Annotated in this window: 15 protein-coding genes and 1 other RNA gene; 10 read left to right on the forward strand and 6 right to left on the reverse strand. The window is 67.8% G+C overall.

What is annotated here, in order from left to right; translation table 11 throughout:
* Positions 1–57: 57 nt before the first annotated feature.
* The gene (gene adhP, locus XARJCFBP2528_RS06505; RefSeq protein ID WP_026064421.1) at positions 58–1,086 is read left to right on the forward strand and encodes an alcohol dehydrogenase AdhP; all 1,029 of its coding nucleotides are present in this window, start codon (positions 58–60) and stop codon (positions 1,084–1,086) included.
* A 21-nt stretch (positions 1,087–1,107) separates the two neighbouring features.
* Positions 1,108–1,503, forward strand: coding sequence for a DUF779 domain-containing protein (locus tag XARJCFBP2528_RS06510; RefSeq protein WP_016902914.1), 396 nt, complete (start codon positions 1,108–1,110; stop codon positions 1,501–1,503).
* A gap of 48 nt (positions 1,504–1,551) precedes the next feature.
* Here the strand turns inward: XARJCFBP2528_RS06510 and XARJCFBP2528_RS06515 are convergent, their stop codons facing one another.
* Entirely contained in the window at positions 1,552–1,731 is a 180-nt protein-coding gene (locus tag XARJCFBP2528_RS06515) for a hypothetical protein (RefSeq protein WP_016902913.1), read from the reverse strand.
* A gap of 154 nt (positions 1,732–1,885) precedes the next feature.
* On the opposite strand from XARJCFBP2528_RS06515, the gene ku reads away from it, so the two are divergent.
* From ku to XARJCFBP2528_RS22155, 3 genes are all read left to right on the forward strand, one after another.
* A complete protein-coding gene (ku, locus tag XARJCFBP2528_RS06520) occupies positions 1,886–2,836 on the forward strand; it encodes a non-homologous end joining protein Ku (protein ID WP_016902911.1) in 951 nt (316 codons plus the stop codon).
* A gap of 9 nt (positions 2,837–2,845) precedes the next feature.
* Positions 2,846–5,626, forward strand: coding sequence for a non-homologous end-joining DNA ligase (gene ligD, locus XARJCFBP2528_RS06525; RefSeq protein ID WP_026064420.1), 2,781 nt, complete (start codon positions 2,846–2,848; stop codon positions 5,624–5,626).
* 59 nt (positions 5,627–5,685) lie between these two features.
* A non-coding RNA gene (locus XARJCFBP2528_RS22155) (sX9 sRNA) lies at positions 5,686–5,759 on the forward strand.
* Positions 5,760–5,979: 220 nt separating this feature from the next.
* Here XARJCFBP2528_RS22155 and lldD read toward each other — a convergent pair.
* Together lldD and XARJCFBP2528_RS06535 are read right to left on the reverse strand one after the other, a co-directional pair.
* Positions 5,980–7,140 (reverse strand): FMN-dependent L-lactate dehydrogenase LldD, encoded by a 1,161-nt coding sequence (gene lldD / locus XARJCFBP2528_RS06530; protein WP_016902909.1) that lies wholly within the window; start codon positions 7,138–7,140, stop codon positions 5,980–5,982.
* Between the two features lie 136 nt (positions 7,141–7,276).
* Complete coding sequence (locus XARJCFBP2528_RS06535; RefSeq protein ID WP_016902908.1) at positions 7,277–7,843, reverse strand: methyltransferase family protein; 567 nt, start codon at positions 7,841–7,843, stop codon at positions 7,277–7,279.
* Positions 7,844–7,998: 155 nt separating this feature from the next.
* On the opposite strand from XARJCFBP2528_RS06535, the gene XARJCFBP2528_RS06540 reads away from it, so the two are divergent.
* The 3 genes from XARJCFBP2528_RS06540 (at position 7,999) to XARJCFBP2528_RS06550 (ending at position 10,757) form a co-directional block, all read left to right on the forward strand.
* The gene (locus tag XARJCFBP2528_RS06540; RefSeq protein ID WP_016902907.1) at positions 7,999–9,102 is read left to right on the forward strand and encodes a sensor histidine kinase; all 1,104 of its coding nucleotides are present in this window, start codon (positions 7,999–8,001) and stop codon (positions 9,100–9,102) included.
* Positions 9,099–9,731, forward strand: coding sequence for a response regulator transcription factor (locus XARJCFBP2528_RS06545; RefSeq protein WP_016902906.1), 633 nt, complete (start codon positions 9,099–9,101; stop codon positions 9,729–9,731). The genes XARJCFBP2528_RS06540 and XARJCFBP2528_RS06545 overlap by 4 nt, the downstream gene beginning before the upstream one ends.
* Before the next feature lie 567 nt (positions 9,732–10,298).
* The gene (locus XARJCFBP2528_RS06550) at positions 10,299–10,757 is read left to right on the forward strand and encodes a hypothetical protein (RefSeq protein ID WP_016902905.1); all 459 of its coding nucleotides are present in this window, start codon (positions 10,299–10,301) and stop codon (positions 10,755–10,757) included.
* Between the two features lie 334 nt (positions 10,758–11,091).
* Here the strand turns inward: XARJCFBP2528_RS06550 and XARJCFBP2528_RS06555 are convergent, their stop codons facing one another.
* Positions 11,092–11,496: a hypothetical protein gene (locus tag XARJCFBP2528_RS06555; RefSeq protein WP_016902904.1), complete on the reverse strand. Its 405-nt coding sequence runs from the start codon at positions 11,494–11,496 to the stop codon at positions 11,092–11,094.
* Positions 11,493–14,843 carry an nSTAND1 domain-containing NTPase gene (locus XARJCFBP2528_RS06560; protein WP_026064418.1) on the reverse strand — a complete coding sequence of 1,117 codons (3,351 nt, stop codon included), beginning with the start codon at positions 14,841–14,843 and terminating at the stop codon, positions 11,493–11,495. Before XARJCFBP2528_RS06560 ends, XARJCFBP2528_RS06555 begins: the two co-directional genes overlap by 4 nt.
* Before the next feature lie 293 nt (positions 14,844–15,136).
* Between XARJCFBP2528_RS06560 and fabV the strand changes: the two genes are divergently transcribed.
* The gene (gene fabV / locus XARJCFBP2528_RS06565) at positions 15,137–16,345 is read left to right on the forward strand and encodes an enoyl-ACP reductase FabV (protein WP_016902901.1); all 1,209 of its coding nucleotides are present in this window, start codon (positions 15,137–15,139) and stop codon (positions 16,343–16,345) included.
* Positions 16,346–16,560: 215 nt separating this feature from the next.
* The gene (locus XARJCFBP2528_RS06570; RefSeq protein WP_026064417.1) at positions 16,561–16,860 is read left to right on the forward strand and encodes a hypothetical protein; all 300 of its coding nucleotides are present in this window, start codon (positions 16,561–16,563) and stop codon (positions 16,858–16,860) included.
* A gap of 208 nt (positions 16,861–17,068) precedes the next feature.
* Here the strand turns inward: XARJCFBP2528_RS06570 and XARJCFBP2528_RS06575 are convergent, their stop codons facing one another.
* Positions 17,069–18,091 carry a sugar kinase gene (locus XARJCFBP2528_RS06575; RefSeq protein WP_026064416.1) on the reverse strand — a complete coding sequence of 341 codons (1,023 nt, stop codon included), beginning with the start codon at positions 18,089–18,091 and terminating at the stop codon, positions 17,069–17,071.
* Positions 18,092–18,290 lie beyond the last annotated feature (199 nt).

The following is an 18,290-nucleotide window of genomic DNA, read 5'->3' on the forward strand; positions in this document are numbered from 1 at the left end:
AGGCCCCGGTTGCGGCCCGGGGCTAAGGTTCCTCAACGACAGCGACAGGAGTGCAATGTGGACAAGACGATGAAAGCTGCAGTGGTACGCGAGTTCGGCAAGCCTCTGGTGATCGAGGAGGTGGAGGTGCCGCGCCCGGCTGCCGGCGACATCCTGGTCAAGATCGAAGCCTGTGGCGTCTGCCACACCGACCTGCACGCCGCCGAAGGCGACTGGCCGGTCAAGCCGAACCCGCCGTTCATTCCCGGCCACGAAGGTGTTGGCCACGTAGTGGCGGTCGGCGAAGGCGTCAAGCACATCAAGGAAGGCGACCGCGTCGGCATCCCGTGGCTGTACTCGGCCTGCGGGCATTGCGAGCACTGCCTGGGTGGCTGGGAAACCCTGTGCGAGGCGCAGCAGAACAGTGGCTACTCGGTCAACGGCGGCTTCGCGCAGTACGCGCTGGCCAACGCGGACTACGTCGGGCATCTGCCCAAGGGCATCGGCTTCGTCGAGGTCGCGCCGATCCTGTGTGCGGGCGTCACCGTCTACAAGGGCCTGAAGGTCACCGATACCAAGCCGGGCCAGTGGGTGGTGATTTCCGGCATCGGCGGGCTCGGCCACATGGCAGTGCAATATGCCAAGGCGATGGGACTGAACGTGGCCGCCGTGGATGTGGACGACGCCAAGCTGGCACTGGCCAGGCGCCTGGGCGCCACGGTGACGGTCAATGCGCGCACCACCGATCCGGTGGCCTACCTCAAGAAGGAAATCGGTGGCGCACACGGCGCGTTGGTCACCGCGGTATCGCCCAAGGCGTTCGAGCAGGCGATCGGCATGGTGCGGCGTGGCGGCACGGTGTCGCTCAACGGCCTGCCACCGGGCCAGTTCCCGCTGGACATCTTCGGCATGGTGCTCAATGGCGTGACCGTGCGCGGCTCGATCGTCGGCACCCGGCTGGACCTGCAGGAGTCACTGGCCTTCGCCGAGCAGGGCAAGGTCGCGGCGACCGTGGCCACCGACACCCTGGACAACATCAACGACGTGTTCGCGCGCATGCACGCCGGAACGATCGAGGGGCGTATCGTGCTCGACATGGCGGCGTGACCGCGCCGCAGGAGGCAGACGATGCAGGGCACCACCACGCAGACAGACCCGCCGTTGCAGGTGATGGCCACGCTGGCGGCGTTGCAGTTGATCGACACGCTGCGCGCACGCCACGGCGATGTGCTGTTCCATCAATCCGGCGGCTGCTGCGATGGCTCATCGCCGATGTGTTTCCCGGTGGGCGACTTCATCGTCGGCGACCGCGACGTGCTGCTGGGCGAGATCGGCGGCGCGCCGTTCTACATCAGCCCCTCGCAGTTCGAATACTGGAAGCATACCCAGCTGATCATCGATGTGGTGCCGGGGCGCGGTGGCATGTTCTCGCTGGAAAACGGCGAGGGCGTGCGCTTTCTGGTGCGCTCGCGCCTGTTTGCCGACGAGGAGTTCGCCCAGCTGCAGCGGGCAGGCCGGGCGTAACCTGGCCCGCCTGGCGGTGCTGCCGGGCGGGGAATCAGCCGGCTGGTTTCAGCGGTCTGCCACGGTCGACGGCGCGGTGCCCGGCGTCTTGGCCGGGGTGTCGCCATTGGCAGGAACCAGCGTGTCGGGCGCATCGCCGGCACCGCGGTCTTCATAGTGTTCGGCATCGCGCTTGCCGTGCTGTTCGCCCGGCTGGGTCGGTTGGTCGCGCAGTGGGTCGCGGGACATGCGGTGCTCCTGGTCATCGGGATGGATGCGCAGTTCACCGCGCGCCTAGTGAAGGGGGCGCAGTGGCAGCTGCTGACGCACGGCTCACGCTTGGATCACGGTGGCCGCGCTACAGCTATGGGTTAACTCACACGACACCCGGAGTCACACGCCGATGGCACGACCGATCTGGACCGGAACCCTCTCGTTCGGCTTGCTCAATGTGCCGGTGTCGTTGATGTCGGGCGAGCGCAAGGTGGATCTGCATTTCCGCATGCTCGATTCGCGCGACAAGAAGCCGATCCGCTTCGAGCGCGTCAACGCCGACACCGGCGATGAGGTGCCCTGGAAGGAGATCGTCAAGGCGTTCGAATACGACAAGGGCAGCTATGTCATCGTCGAGGAGCAGGACATCCGCTCAGCCTCGCCGGAAAGCCACGAGACCGTGGAGGTGGAAACCTTTGTCGACGCCGCCGATATCGACCCGCGTTATTTCGAAAAGCCCTACATCCTGGTGCCGGGCAAGAAGGCCGAAAAAGGCTACGTGTTGCTGCGCGAGACGCTGCGCGACACCGGCAAGGTGGGCATTGCCAAGGTGGTCATCCGCACGCGCGAATACCTGGCCGCGGTGATGCCGCAGGGCGATGCGTTGATCCTGCTGCTGCTGCGCTACCAGCAGGAAGTGGTGGACCCGCAGGACTTCAAGCTGCCGGCCGGCGCGGTGGGCGAGTACCGCATCACGCCCAAGGAACAGGAGATGGCCAAGCAGCTGATCGAGTCGATGTCCGGCACCTGGCAGCCGGAGGATTACCACGACGAGTTCCGCGGCAAGCTCGAGCAGATCCTGCGCAAGCGCATCCAGGCCAAGGGCGGCACCACCACCGTGGATGTCGAGCCACCGCAACACGAAGACGCCAGCACCAACGTGGTCGACTTCATGTCGCTGCTGCAGAAGAGCCTGCAGGCCAATACGCGCACGCCGGCCAAGAAGAGCAGCGCGCCGGCAACCGGGTCGGCCAAAAAGACCGCCACCAAGAAAGTGGCCAAGAAGGCCACCAAGAAGACCGCGGCCAAGACCACCAAAACCACCGCCAGCAAGGCGGCACCGCGCCGCAAGGCCGGCTAGGCCCCGCCCATGTCATTGCACGATTACAACGCCAAGCGCCGCTTCGACCAGACCCCGGAGCCGGCCGGCGACACGCCGGCGCGCGCCAGCAGGCAGCCGATCTTCGTCGTGCAGTTGCACCACGCCAGCTCGCGCCATTACGACTTCCGTCTGGAAGCCGACGGCGTGCTCAAGAGTTGGGCCGTGCCGAAGGGCCCATCGTTGCGCGTGGGCGAAAAGCGCCTGGCAGTTCAGGTGGAGGATCACCCGCTGTCGTATGCCAGCTTCCAGGGCGATATTCCGCAAGGCCACTACGGCGCCGGGCATGTCGATGTGTTCGACCACGGGCATTGGCAGTGCGAAGGCGATGCGTTGGCGGCACTGGAAGCCGGCAAGCTGGAATTCGAACTGCAGGGCACGCTGCTGCGCGGCGGTTTTGCATTGGTGCGCACGCAGATGCGCGGTGGCAAACCGCAATGGCTGCTGTTCAAGCGCAGCGATGCGTACGCGGCCGATCTGGATGCCGATGCGCTGGTGGCGCAGCAGGCCGCTGGCGCATCGGCTGCAGTGGCGCCGGCAACCCGTGCCAAGGCCAGCCGGGCGCGGCGCGCGCCGACGGCAACGGCGAGCGCCGAGACAACTGCAGCCGGCAAACGCGCACGCCCGGCGCGCGCGGACGCCAGGCAGTGGCGTACCCGCGCTCTGGCGCTGGACGGCGCGCGCGATGCGCCATGCCCAACCGAGCTGCGCGCGCAACTGACCTTGCTGCGCGAGCAGGCGCCGGATGGCGAGCGCTGGTTGCACGAGATCAAGTGGGACGGCTACCGCCTGCTGGCCGACATGGTCGATGGCCAGGTGCAGCTGCGCTCGCGTAACGACCAGGCCTGGACGCAGCGCTTCCCGGACGTGGTGCGCGCAGTGCAGGCCCTGCCGGTGCGCGATGCGCGCCTGGATGGCGAGCTGGTGGTGCTGGACGCGCATGGGCGCAGCGACTTCTCGGCATTGCAACGCGCGCTCGATGGCAGCGTCACGCAGCCGCTGCGTTACATCGTGTTCGACCTGCTCGGCGTGGCCGGAGTGGATCTGCGCGACACCCCGCTGCTGCAACGCAAGCAGTTGCTGCACGACGTGCTGGGCGATGTGCCGGGCACGCTGGCGTTTAGCGACCATGTGATCGGCCACGGCCCGGAAGTCTTTGCGGCCAGTGCCGGCACCGGCTGGGAAGGCATCGTCAGCAAGCTCGCCGATGCACGGTATCGTGAAGGGCGCAGTGCCGATTGGGTCAAGACCAAACACGAAGACAGCGACGAGTTCGTGGTGGTGGGCTACACCGACCCCAAGGGCGCGCGCAGCGGCTTCGGCGCCTTGCTGATGGCGCAGCGCGAGGGCAAGACGCTGCGTTACGTCGGGCGTGTGGGCACCGGCTTCGACGATGCCTTGCTCGGCAAGATCACCGCGCTGTTGCAGGCGCTGCACAGCGACACCGCCACGCTGGAATTGCCGACGCACATCCCCGGGCGGCCACGCGATGTGCATTGGGTACGGCCGGTCTTGATCGCCGAGGTCGCCTTTCGCGGCTGGGCGAAGGAAGGTCTGCTGCGGCAGGCCGCATTCAAGCGTCTACGCGAGGACAAGCCCATGAGCGAGTTGGGCGGTGACCGCGCCACGCCAGGCAAGGCGCGTGCTGCGGGTAAGGGCGGTGCTGCGACCACGGCCGCTGCACCTGCGCGCAAGGCGGCAACGAAGAAAACCTCCAGAACGACGGTCGAAGTATCCACCAGCACCGCCAGCAAGCGCGTGCGGTCGACGGCATCGAAGACGACCGCGACCACGACATCCAAAAAGGCTGCAGCGCCCACGTCCACGGTCTCCAAATCCACGGCGTCCAAGTCCACAACATCCAAATCCAAATCCAAATCCACGTCCACGTCCACGTCCACGGACGGCATCACCATCACCCATCCCGAGCGGGTAGTGTTTCCTGCAGCGGGCATCAGCAAAGGCGATGTGGCCGACTATTACCGCGCAGTGGCGCCGCTGGTGCTGGCAGAGATCGCACGCCGCCCCTTGTCGCTGCTGCGCTGCCCCGATGGCGCCGGTGGCGACTGCTTCTTCCAGAAGCACGAAGGCCGCCACCTGGGCACGCATATCAAGGCGATTCCGCTGCAGCAGAAGAGCGGCACCGAGGACTACATCTACGTCGAGGATGCCGCCGGCCTGCTCGAGCTGGTGCAGATGAACACGCTGGAACTGCATCCCTGGGGCGCGCAGGTCGACGATGCGGAGCATCCGGATCGGCTGGTGTTCGACCTGGACCCCGGCGACGGGGTGTCCTGGGCCGACGTGGTGGCGGCCGCGCGCGACATCCGCGCCAAGCTGCGCAGTGCAGGCCTGGAGAGTGCGGTGCGCCTGTCCGGCGGCAAGGGCCTGCATGTGGTGGTGCCGATCGTGCCGGAAGCGGACTGGGAGCAGGCGCGCGATTTCTGCGAGGCCTTCGCCCAGGCACTGGCAACGCACGCCCCGGACCGCTACGTGGCCACCATGAGCAAGGCCAAGCGCCACGGCGTGATCTTCGTCGACTGGCTGCGCAACGGGCGCGGCAATACCAGCGTGTGTTCGTGGTCGCTGCGCGCACGCGAAAAGGCCACCGTCGCCGTGCCGCTACGCTGGGAAGAACTCGGCAAGATCAGCGGCCCGGATGCCTTCCCGATGGACAAGGCCCTGCAGCGTGCCAAGCGTCAGCGTGCAGATCCCTGGGAATCGGTGCTGGCGTTGCAGCAATACTTGCCCACCGGCGACGACAACCACTAAGAGCCAACAAGACGGCTGCGCCGCCACCAGGCGGGCGCGGTCGATGCTCGGAGCCCGGCATGTAACGCGTACATCGCGGCTCCTGCGCGCAGCCCGCACCGACCCGACGACTGCTCGCTACGTTCATTCGATCAGACACGCATCACGCACACAGCCTGACCATGTGCACCGACCCTCTCGACAGGCCCTTGCCCGCTCACCGTCGCGGGACCTTACGCGGCATGGATGCCGCGTAAGAGCCTACAAGGACGTACTTGCGGCGTGTCCTGCGAGGGTGGGCGGGCAAGGGCCCTGCAGCCAAGTCGCAGACCACCCGCTCTCAGCTACCAACGCATCCCAAATCCCGAATCCCATCAAGGCGAGACCACGTTCTCCCGCGTCACCCGGCTCAACGCATCGCTGCTGATCTCGGCAATCGAATGGGTGCCGGTCAAGGTCATCGCCACGCGCATCTCGCGCTCGATCAGGGTCAGCAGATTCTCCACGCCGGCCTGGCCGCCGGCCGCCAGCGCATAGACGAACGCGCGCCCCAGCAGCACCGCATCGGCGCCCAGCGCCAGCATGCGTACCACGTCCAGGCCGCTGCGGATGCCCGAGTCGGCCAGGATCTTCAGCTGCCCCTTCACCGCATCGGCTATGGCCGGCAATGCGCGCGCGCTGGACAGCACGCCGTCGAGCTGGCGGCCGCCATGGTTGGACACCACGATGCCGTCGGCGCCGAAGCGCACCGCATCGCGCGCATCGTCCGGGTCCAGGATGCCCTTGATCACCATCGGCCCGGTCCAGAACTCGCGGATCCATTCCAGGTCTTTCCAGGCGATGGACGGGTCGAAGTTGGCGCCCAGCCAGCCGATGTAGTCCTGCAGGCCGGTCGGGCTGCCGCGGTAGGTCGAGATATTGCCTAAGTCGTGCGGGCGACCCAGCAAGCCCACGTCCCAGGCCCAGCGCGGATGCGTCACCGCCTGCAGCATGCGCCGCAGCGACGCATTGGGCCCGCTCATGCCCGAGTGCGCATCGCGGTAGCGCGCGCCCGGCGTGGGCATGTCCACGGTGAACACCAGTGTGGTCACCCCGGCCGCCTTGGCGCGCTCCAGCGCGTTGCGCATGAAGCCGCGGTCCTTGAGCACGTACAGCTGGAACCACATCGGCCGCGCGATCGCCGGCGCCACTTCCTCGATCGGGCACACCGACACCGTGGACAACGTAAACGGGATCCCGCGTGCGGCCGCCGCGCGCGCGGCCTGCACTTCGCCACGCCGCGCGTACATGCCGGTCAGCCCGACCGGCGCCAACGCCACCGGCATCGCCAGCGTCTCGCCGAACAGTTCGGTGCCCAGGCTCAGGTCCGACATGTTGCGCAGCACCCGCTGGCGCAGCGCGATATCGGCCAGATCCGCGACATTGCGCCGCAAGGTGTGCTCGGCGTACGCCCCGCCATCGATGTAGTGGAACAGGAACGGCGGCAGGCGCGCCTGCGCGGCGGCACGGTAGTCGGAAGCGGCGGAAATGATCATCGAAGACGAACGGCAGCGGCGGGTTAGCCGCTGAGTGTAAGACCATCGGTGTGGCCGGTGGACCGCTGCGCGATCTGCAGGACGCAAGCCCGGCAAGGCCCAGCGCAGCGGTGCTGCGCCGCAGCCTTATCAACTCTCACCACACCAGCGGCAGCAGGCGCCGGCTCTGCGCTGCATAAGCCGGGTAAGCCAGCGGAAAGGCACGCTGCAACGCGGCCTCTTCGATACGGATGCGGTGCAGGAAGACCCAGGTCACCGGCACCACGATCGCCGCCACCGACAACCCATTGCCCATGCCCAGCGCCAGCCCGTAGAACGCCATCAGCGCGCCGGTATAGGACGGGTGACGCAGCCAGCGGTATGGGCCGCTGCGCACCAGTTGGTGGTCGGGCTGGATGGTCACATCCACCGTGAACCAGCGTGCCAGCACCTGGATGGCCCATACGCGCAACGCCAGCCCACTGACGATCAGGGCGCAGCCGGCCCACTGCAGCGGTGCGTACCAGCCCTGCGGCCAGCGCGCCAGCCCGCTATAGGCCAGCGCCACCGCAATGGCTACCGCCACAGACAGCACCCACCACAGCTGCTGCAGCGTGCCCTGGTCGTGCGCGCCGCCATCGTTGGCGCGGCGACGGCGGCTGAGCAGCAGTTCATAGCCCCCCCAGACCAGAGTGAGGGCGAGAAACAGACTGGAAGCAGACATGGCGTGACTCCGTGGCGATGGGTGGGCTGGTGATGTCAGTGTGCGCACGCGCCGCATGGATCGCAGGGGCCGCAGGTCATTGATCCCACCTGCCGGAAGTCACTTTCTGCACGCGCACCATTGCCGAGTGGCCGCGCGGCGGTCAGCATCGCCACATGACATGCCTCCTGCGCGACATCACCAAACCGCTGAACCTGGCCGGCGTGCTCACCATCGTCGGGGTCATGCTGTCGTTCGGCCCGGAGCTGCCACCGTATGGGCAATGGCGCTGGACCACGTTGATCGCCTTCACCCTGCTGTTCCTGTTGCGTTCCCTTCTGCCGCCACGGCCGCTGCCGCAGCATGGCGCCCTGTTGCTGCAGGCATTGCTGGCGGTGGCCATGGTCTGGCTGGAGCCGCGCACCGGTACTTCGCCGGTGCTACTGGTGCTGGTGGTCGCGCAGGCGGCGATGCGCTGGCAACCGCCGCAGGTACTGGCGTTGATGCTGGCGCTCAATGCGGCCATGTATGCGGTCTTCGTGCAGGCGCACATGCCGCGCCCACTGCTGGTGGTGATCATCTACACCAGCTTCCAAGCCTTTGCCGCGCTGACCGCGCATTACGCGCGCAGCGCCGAGCGCGCGCGCGATGCGCTGGCCTACGTCAATGCTGACCTGCTGGCCACCCGCGCGCTGCTGGCCGACAGCGCGCGCGATGCCGAGCGCCTGCGCCTGGCGCGCGAGTTGCACGATGTGGCCGGGCACAAGCTCACCGCCATGCGCATCAACCTGCGCCTGCTCGGTGCCGACCCGGCGCTGGCGCGGCGCGACGAGGTCGCGGTGGTGGAGCAGCTGTCGGCCGAACTGCTGTCGGACATCCGCAACGTGGTGCAGTCGCTGCGCGACGATCAGGGCCTGGACCTGCAGACCGCCTTGCGCGCGCTGGCCGCACCGTTCCCACGCCCGGCGCTGCGCCTGCAGATCGACCCGGCCGTGCGCATCACCGATGCCCGCGTGGCCGAGCTGCTGTTGCGGCTGGTGCAGGAGGCGCTGACCAACGCGGTGCGGCATGCCGACGCCAACGAGGTCGCGGTGCACCTGCAGTGCGTGGGCGCGCAGCTGCAGGTGGACATCTGCGACGATGGCCGCCGGGCCGAGCGCATCCGCGAAGGCAACGGCATCACCGGCATGCGCGAACGCCTGGCCGCCCTGCACGGGCAGCTTGAGCTTGGCCGCACGCCCACTGGCGGCATGCACCTGATCGCGAGGCTACCGGCATGAGTGCCCATCGCATCGCGTTGGCCGACGACCAGATCCTGGTCCGCGCCGGCCTGCGCGCGCTGTTGCAGCAACAGGGCGTGGAGGTGGTCTGCGAGGCCGACGACGGCCAGGCATTGCTGGATGCGCTGAGCACCACCTCGGTGGATGTGGTGCTCAGCGACATCCGCATGCCCGGCGTGGACGGCATCCAGGCGCTGCAGCAACTGCGCGCCCGTGGCGACCGCACCCCGGTGCTGCTGCTGACCACCTTCGACGACAGCGACCTGCTGCTGCGCGCCACCGAGGCCGGCGCGCAGGGCTTCCTGCTCAAGGACGCCGCCCCGGAAGACCTGCGCGAGGCGATCGAGCGGGTGGCCCACGGCGAGACCCTGCTGCAGCCGGTCAGCACCGACCCGGTACGGGCGCGTTACCAGTTCCGCGACCAGCAGCCCCCGCGCGAGACCTTCAGCGAGCGCGAGGTGGCGATCCTGCGCCTGCTCGCCGGCGGCTATTCCAACAAGGAGATCGCCCGCACCCTGTTCCTGGCCGAAGGCACGGTGAAGAACTACGTCTCCACCATTCTGGAAAAGCTCGGCACCCGCGACCGCACAAGGGCGGTGTTGAAGGCGATCACGTTGCGGGTGATTTGAGGGCGGGGATTGGGGAGTCGGGAGTGGGGAGTGGTCAGAGCGGACTCAGGAATCGGGAATCGGGAATCGGGAATCGCAAGAGCTGGGGCGGGGTGAGGGTACGGGGCAGAGCCACTCCTGAGATGAGATGGCACGAGGCTTCGCCCGTACCCTCATCCGCCCCTGCGGGCACCTTCTCCCGCAGGGAGAAGGAACAGCCGGCGGTCAGCCCGGAGCGCTGGTCGTCTGCCCTTCGCTGGCCGAGTTCGCTGTTGTCGGTGCTGGCGTTGGCCCATTCGGCTCAGTCGAAGGGCGGTCCTCCCAGCCGAAGGGCGGGGCTCTGCGGAGCTGTCACCGCCGCATGCGGGAACTGGCGCAACGCTCGGACACATCGCCACCATGGTGCATGACGCGCTCTCGCCGGATTGCATGGCGTTGTTTCATAAGGAATTTCCCGGCTTCGGCAGGATTGGGCAACAACCGTAAGGTTGCCGTCAGGTCGTGCGGGCGGCCAGGCGGGAAGGTCGTCCGGCGGCCACCGAGGTCGCTCGGGGACGCGCCGCGCTCCGGTCCGCTGCGGAGTCCGTCATGCGCCTGGTCCGGTATCTGTTCGTGCTGATCGTCGTGCTGTCCACCAGCGCCTGGGCGGCGCCCACCCAGGCCGACTTGCCGATCGCCTGGGTCCAGGCCGCGCTGCATACCCAGCCGCCAACCGAGCGCGACCTGCGCGTCGGCGTGGCGCCCTGCGACCTGACCGCGCAGGGCGCAGCGGCCCGGACCTGCGACAGCTTGTTCGCCCATACCGACCAGGGCGGTTGCAGCCGGGGCCCGGCCTGTGGGCCAAGGGCAGGGCGCGGCGTTGGCAGCACCCACCGCGTCGGCACCGGCACGCCCGGCGCGTGGTCTAGCCGCGGCCAGTTCAAGGTGGCTTTCAGCAACGGCTCCGAGCGCGATGACCGGCTGCACCCGGTGGCGCCGCACTGCACCACCGGCCTGGCGGACGCGCCGGCCGGCATCCAGCCGCGCGCGCCGGACTGCGTGGGGTAAGAAACGTCGCCAGGTGTCGTTGGCGACACCGCGGCAGGCCTGCCTGCCGCCATCTACGGTTGGCCGGAGCGCCCGGCAATGCGCACGCCAGCCAGGTCACAGCGAGATATATCGCGACCGCCAGGAGTCTCCTCCGTGGCAGCTGGTCCAGTGTGCAGGTCGACCGTAGGTGCCAGCGGCAGTGGTTTGGTCGTCGCTGGCCCAGGTCCCGTGCATGCGCACGCTATGCCGCGCCGACGCACTGCATCAACGCACTGCGTCAACACACCGCAACAACACACCGCAACAACACACCGCCTGGCGGCGAGCCGCCAGACGGTTGTCGACGCAGGGCTTACGGCCGGGGCGGGGTTTCCTGCGGGTTGATCTGCGGATCGTTGCCCACCTGGGGGTCACAGCTGAACCAGGTCTTCTTGTCCTTCCGGCTTTCGTCCTCGACGATGATGGTCAGGAAGATCAGGGTCGGGACGCTATTGGCGTTGGTGACCTGCACGCTGCGGCCGTCGGGGCTGATCGTGGGTTGCCCGATCTGTTTCAAGGCATCGGAACTCAGCAGGCTCCTGATCTTGAAATGCCGGGGGACGACGTCCTCATCGAAGTAATAGAGCAGCGTCGATGCCTTGTCGTGCTTGTCCACAATCAGCAGGTCCGGGGCGAAGCTGTAGAAATACTCGCCGGCACCGGTGTTGCCGCCGAATCCCACCCGCGCCACCGTGAGCTTGATCTTGAAGTCCGTCATGAGCTGTCCTGTTCCTTGAAAAGCGGGGCATAGAGGGAGACGAATCCCGGGTGGCGGTAGCCCGCGTGATACAGCCATCCGAGCTGTTGCGTAACGGCGCTGCGCTGGCCCAGATGCACCTGTGCGCGAATCCAGGGGTCCAGCAGGTTCTTGTCGCGGCTGTTGCCGATGTCCTTGCCCAACACCGCCACCGCGCGCTTCCACGCCGCGCGTGCGCCGGCCGCGTCGCCGGCGGCGGCCTGTTGTTCGCCCTGCCAGACCAGCGCCTGGGCCAGGGCGGCCAGGCCGAGCAGATCGTCGGGCCTGGCGCGGTGCAGGGCATCCAGTTGCGCAACGATCGGCGCCAGGCCATCGGCGTGGTCGCCCGCGCGCGTGCGCTGCACGCGCTCAAGGCGCAGCGCGATGATGGCGTCCAGCCACTGCCACTCCGGCAGCGGTTGCGCCTGTGTCAGCAACCCGGCCATGGTCTGGCGGGCGCGCTCGAGGTGCCGCACCGCCAGTTCGGGCTGCCCGTCCAGCGCGGCCATCCAGCCGATCTGGGCGTCGGCATGCGCCAGATCGCGGCGCCAGGCGACATTGTCCGGCTGCAAGGCCACCAGCGCCTGCAGCATGCGCAGGCTGTCCTGCGCATCGGTCTGCGCCTGGTGCAGCTGGCCGCGCGCCAGCGCCAGGTTGGAGACGCGGATCAGCGCGCCGGCCAGACGCCTGCGCCAGGCATGCGCGTCGGGATCGTGCTCGACCAGCACGCGCAGCACGGCGATCTGCTCGCGGTAGCCCTGCTCGGCGGGGGCCAGCGAGCCCTGCATTTCCTGCGCCAGGCTCAGCCAGGACAGGCTGTCCACCAGCTCGTAGCGCAGCGCTGCGTTGTCCGGCGTGCGCGCCAGCAACTGGCGCTTGAGGGCGATCGAGCGCGCAAACAAGCCGATCGCCGCACCGGTCCGGCCTTGCTCCTTGGCCAGCGTGCCGAGGTTGTTGAGGGCGTAGGACAGTTCCAGTTGCCAGTGCGGATCCTGCGGCGCGGCGCGCACCAGGTGTTCGCAGGCGGCCAGGTACTGCGACCAGTAGCGTTGTGCCACGGGCAACTGCTTGCTCCGGTAGGCAAGATCGCCCAGCCAATACGCGGTCTGCCCGGTTTCGGCATGCGCCTCCAGCGACGCCGGTGCACGCGCACGCGCCTGCTCGGCAGTGGCGGCGGCACGCGTGAATGCCGCCTGCGCCTCGTCCAGCTTGCCCTGGTTCATCAGCACCTCGCCGGTGGTGCGCAGCGCACGGGCGTGGTTGATCAGATCGCCCGGCTGCATGCTCGCGCTGGGCAGGTCTTCCAGATAACGCAGCGCGCGGCTGCCCACGCTGTCGAGCAGCTTGAGGTTGCCCACCGTGCGCAACTGCTCGGCCAGGTCGCCCAGCATGTAGCTCACCAGTTGCTGGGCCTGGTCGCGCCGTTGTTCGGCCACCTGCTGCGCTTGCCGCGCCTGCCAGCCCAGCAGCATCGACGCGCTCGCCAGCACCACCAGCAAGGTCGCCGCCGCTGCATACAGGCCGCGGCGGCGGCGTTGCGAGCGCTCGCAGGCATGCAGGAACGCGTGATCCAGCGCATCCAGATCCTGCGGCATGCGCCGCGCCGCCTCGCGCGCTTCGCTCAACGGGCGGCCGCTGTTGAGCAGGTGATCGCTGCGCCGGCCTTCGGCAGCCCAGCGCTGTGCGGCCAGCTGCAGCCGCTTGCGCGCCTGCAGCAGACGGCGGTTTTCGTGGATCCACTCGGCCGCGCGCGGCCATTGCCGCAGCAAGGCCTCGTGCGCGACCGCAAACCCCGGCTCGCCGGCCACCAGCTCGCTGACGAACAGGCGCGCCTGCACGAAGGCATCCACCAGCACGCGCGCTGCGCCGTGCGCCGGCAGGGCCGACCACAGCGCACGCCGCGCGGTCACCGCATCGCTGTCGGGATGGATCACGCTCAGCAAGCTCAGTACCTCGCCCAATGCCGCCTGTGCGGCAGCCGGCAGGGCACGGAAGGTGTGTTCGGCATGGTGCGCCAAGGCGCCTTCCAGCCCGCCCAATGCGCGGTAGGCGGCAAAGGTCAGCAGGCCGTCGTCGCTGCGTTGCGCGTGCAAGGCATGCAGCAGATGCTGCAGCAACGGCAGGGCATCGGGCTGGCGCGCGGTGGCATCGCGCAGCACATCGTCCAGCCGGCTGGCGCTGTCGCGGTCCTCTTCGAAGCGCAGCCCGGCCATGGCCGCCGGCACGCGGATGATCTGGCCGATCTCGCCATCGCGCGGCGCCAGCAGATCCACATGGCCGTCGCCGCGTTTGAGTTCGACGATCTGCGGCAAGGCGTCGATCAGGCGCGGGTAGAAATCGCTGCGGGTGAGCATGAGCACCGCCACCTGCGCGCTGCTGCACAGCACCTGCAAGGCCGCGGCCAGTGCGGCGCGGTCGGCATCGGTGATCCCGGGCGTGGCCACCAGCGCTTCTGCGTGGTCGATCACCAGCAGCAGATGGCGCTGGGTCTGCGCGCTGTCGCGCGCTGGTGCGCGTTGACGCATCGCCTCGCCAATGGCCGCATGCAGCGGGGCAGGGCGCTGCAGCCACTCGGGCAACGCCGCCATCTGCGCCGGCGAAAACACCGCCCGCCCGCCGGCTGTCCAGTCGCCGAGCGCGCGCGCCAGCGTGTCGAGCACATCGCCGCCACGGCATTGCACCAGGTTGCAATACGCCACCGCAATGGCTTCCAGGCTATCCAGCCCGCCGGGCTGCGCCAGCAACGGCACCACGCCGGCGCGCAGCAACGAGGTCTTGCCGCAGCCGCTGGCACCGCTCACCAGCACCAGCCCGCGCTGGCTGTGCAATTGCGCGCGCATCGCGCCCAGCACCTGCGCAATCGCATGGCTGCGGCCGAAGAAGACCTCGGCATGTGCGGGATCGAACGCCTGCAGCCCCACGTACGGGCTGCCGTGTCCCCACACCTGCGTGCCCATCACCGCACCGCGATAATCGTCGGGAAACACCACCTTGGGCAGCAGCCGGTATCCGCGCTTGCGGATGGTTTCGATGTAGCGCGGTTGGCGGCTGTCGTCGCCCAGCTTGCGGCGCAGTTGGGCGATGGTCTTGTGCACCGGGTTGTCGCCGTAGAAGCTGCCGTGCCACACCTCGATCAGCAACTGCTCGGCGCTGACCACCTCGCCGGCCCGTTCGGCCAGCGCGATCAGCACTTCCATCATGCGCGGTTCCAGCGCGATGGTCTGGCCGTCGTCGATCAGCGCAAGCCGTTCCGGCTCGACCAGCAAGGGCCCAAGCCGAAACCGCGGGACCGAGCCCAGCTGCGTGACGCGCTCGCTTCGAAGAGACATTCGCTCGGATACCGGTCGCACGGTGGGAGGAGCCTCGACGATCGCCATCAGGCGCGGCCAGGCACGGCACGGCAGGCGCAAAAGTAGCACAGGCGCTGACGCAGGAAATCGATGGTGATCGCCGTTCGTTCGCGTCCGTGCGAGGAAGATGCATGCCCGGTCGTGCGGCATGCCTGGCGCTGCAAGCGGGCTTCACGCAACGCCATACAGCGGCGTGTGGTGCGCCTCAGGCTGTTTCGCCAGCAGGCCAGCGATTAAGATGCCGCCAGCATCTTGCTGACCAGGAGTCCACGTTGATCATCCATCCCAAAGTGCGCGGCTTCATCTGCACCACCACGCATCCGCTTGGCTGCGAGCGCAATGTGCTCGAGCAGATCGCGGCCACGCGCGCACGCGGCGTGCGCGACGACGGCCCGAAGAAGGTGCTGGTGATCGGCGCATCCAGCGGCTACGGCCTGGCCTCGCGCATCACCGCCGCGTTCGGCTTCGGTGCCGACACGCTCGGCGTGTTCTTCGAAAAACCCGGCAGCCCCAGCAAGGCCGGCACCGCCGGCTGGTACAACTCCGCCGCGTTCGACAAGCACGCCAAGGCTGCGGGCCTGTATAGCAAGTCGATCAACGGCGATGCGTTTTCCGATGCCGCGCGCGAAAAGGTCATCGAGCTGATCAAGACCGAGATGGGCGGCCAGGTCGACCTGGTGGTCTATTCGCTGGCCTCGCCGGTGCGCAAGCTGCCGGGCACGGGTGAAGTGAAGCGCTCGGCGCTCAAGCCGATCGGCAACACCTACACCGCCACCGCCATCGACACCAACAAGGACACCATCATCCAGGCCTCGATCGAGCCGGCCAGCGCGCAGGAGATCGAAGACACCGTCACCGTGATGGGCGGGCAGGACTGGGAGCTGTGGATCGACGCGCTGGAAGGCGCCGGCGTGCTCGCCGACGGCGCGCGCAGCGTGGCCTTCAGCTATATCGGCACCGAGATCACCTGGCCGATCTACTGGCACGGTGCGTTGGGCAAGGCCAAGGTCGACCTGGACCACACCGCGCAGCGGTTGAACGCGCGCCTGGCCAAGCGCGGCGGCAGCGCCAACGTGGCGGTGCTCAAGTCGGTGGTCACCCAGGCCAGCGCGGCGATCCCGGTGATGCCGCTGTACATCTCCATGGTCTACAAGATCATGAAGGAAAAGGGCCTGCACGAAGGCACCATCGAGCAGCTCGACCGCCTGTTCCGCGAGCGCCTGTACCGCGAAGACGGCCAGCCCGCCGAGGTGGACGCCGAAAACCGCCTGCGCCTGGACGACTGGGAACTGCGCGACGACGTGCAGGACGCCTGCAAGGCGCTCTGGCCGCAGGTCACCACCGAGAACCTGTTCCAGCTCACCGACTACGCCGGCTACAAGCACGAGTTCCTCAAGCTGTTCGGCTTCGAGCGCGACGATGTGGATTACGACGCCGATGTAGAGACGGACGTGAAGTTCGATTGCATCGAGTTGGGGTGAATCGGGAATCGGGAATGGAGAATCGCAAGAGCGGTTGCTCCGCGCCTGGAATTCCCAGCCCAATGAGGTTGAAAACGGCCGGCAGATCATGCCGGCCGTCTTAATAGGTCCGGCCGTGGTGGCGTTGCGCGGCCCTGCGGCGGGATGCGCGTTGATACGGCACGCTGCTGCAGTGTTGCGTCGTGGCTCCCGGTAACTGGTTCGACGAGCACCCGATGGACAAACTGATCGCTCATCTCTTACTGGCATTTCTCGTCAGCGCCGTGTGCGCCGTGCTGTTGCGCGTTATGCGAGTGCACTTTGCGCTGAAAGCCACCGCCAATTTTGCGATCACAACCGCGGTCGTGTGCACTGCAGTGATGCAGGACGGCTCGGCGCCTCCTTGGCAGGATGCGCTGCTGATTGCCTCGTTTTTCAGCGTACCGGCCTCGGTGGGCGTGGTGCTGGTGAGCGCCGTCATGGCATGGGTCGCGAACAAGCGCCGCGCGCGCGGTAGGCGTAAGGCGGCGATCTGAAGTGGGGTGGGCAACAGATGCAGCGGGTGCCTGATGGCCCCGCCCAGTAGTTTGTTAACCGCTTCTGGTCAGGTCGCGCTGCAGCGCGCTTCATACGCTGCAGCGTTTCAACCAGATAGGCGACCAGAAGACTGAAGCGCCAGCGCTTTCAGCTCTTACGATTCCCGATTCCCAATTCCCAATTCCCAATTCCCAGCGCGTCAGCGCGTCAGCGCCGCACATCAAACCGCGCATCCCCCACGCAGGCCTGCACATCGGCCACCGACAGCGGATTGAAATCGCCGGGAATCGAGTGCTTCAGGCAGCCGGCCGCCAGGCCGAAGCGCACCGTGTCGTCCAGCGACCAGCCTTCGATCAGGCCGTGCAGCACGCCGGCGGCAAACGCGTCGCCGCCGCCGATGCGGTCGATGATCGGGCTCAGTTCCTCGCTGGGCGCGCGCGCCACCGCACCACTGCGTGGCACCAGCAGTGCGCCCAGGCTGTGGTGGTCCACGTTATGCGCCACGCGCTGCGTGCAGGCCATCAGCTGCAGCTGCGGGAATGCGGCAAAGGCCTGTTGCGCGGCCGCTTCCACGCGCGCTTCCAGCGTGTCCTGCGGGAACTCGCCGCCCAGCACCACGCCGATGTCGCGGTAGTCGGCAAACACCACGTCCGCACAGGCGAACAGCTGGTGCAGGATGCCGCGCGCATCGCCCTGCCAGCGTTGCCATAGCTTGGGCCGGTAATTGCCGTCGAACGAGACCTTGACCCCGGCCGCACGCGCCGCGCGTGCCGCCGCCAGCGTGGCCTGCGCCACGTCCGCACCCAGTGCCGGGCTGACCCCGGACAGATGCAGCCACTGCACCCCGTCCAGCAGGGCCGGCCAGTCGTAGGCGTCGGCCGGGGCCAGCGCAAACGCCGAGGCGGCGCGGTCGTAGACCACTTCGCTGGGGCGGTGGATCGCGCCGGTGGTCAGGAAGTACAGCCCCATGCGCCCATCCACCCGCCGCACATGCCGCGTGTCCACGTCATGGCGGCGCAACTCGCCCAGCACCGCCGCACCCAGCGGGTTGTCCGCCACCGTGCTGACCATGGCCACGTCATGGCCGAAATGCGCCAGCGACACGCCGACATTGGCCTCGGCCCCGCCGCAGTGCACGTCCAGCCGCGGTTGCTGCAGCAGCAGTTCGTGACCAGGCGCCCCCAGGCGCAGCAACAACTCTCCAAAGCACAGGATACGGGCACGACTCATGCGGCAATTACCTCGGCTGTGTGGTGCGTCACGGTGTGGGGGAACCGTTGCGCGTCAGGATGACCATCGGTGTCATTCTACCCGGCGCCAAACGCGCCGGGCGAGGCCCATGATGCGACGCGCAGTGACCGCTTGCACCCCTTTTGGGCAAATTTGGTGACGTTTTCTGCTGCGCTGCAAGATGTTACGGGAGAATTCA

The sequence above is a fragment of the Xanthomonas arboricola pv. juglandis genome, from assembly GCF_001013475.1.
Classification (GTDB): Bacteria; Pseudomonadota; Gammaproteobacteria; order Xanthomonadales; family Xanthomonadaceae; genus Xanthomonas; species Xanthomonas arboricola.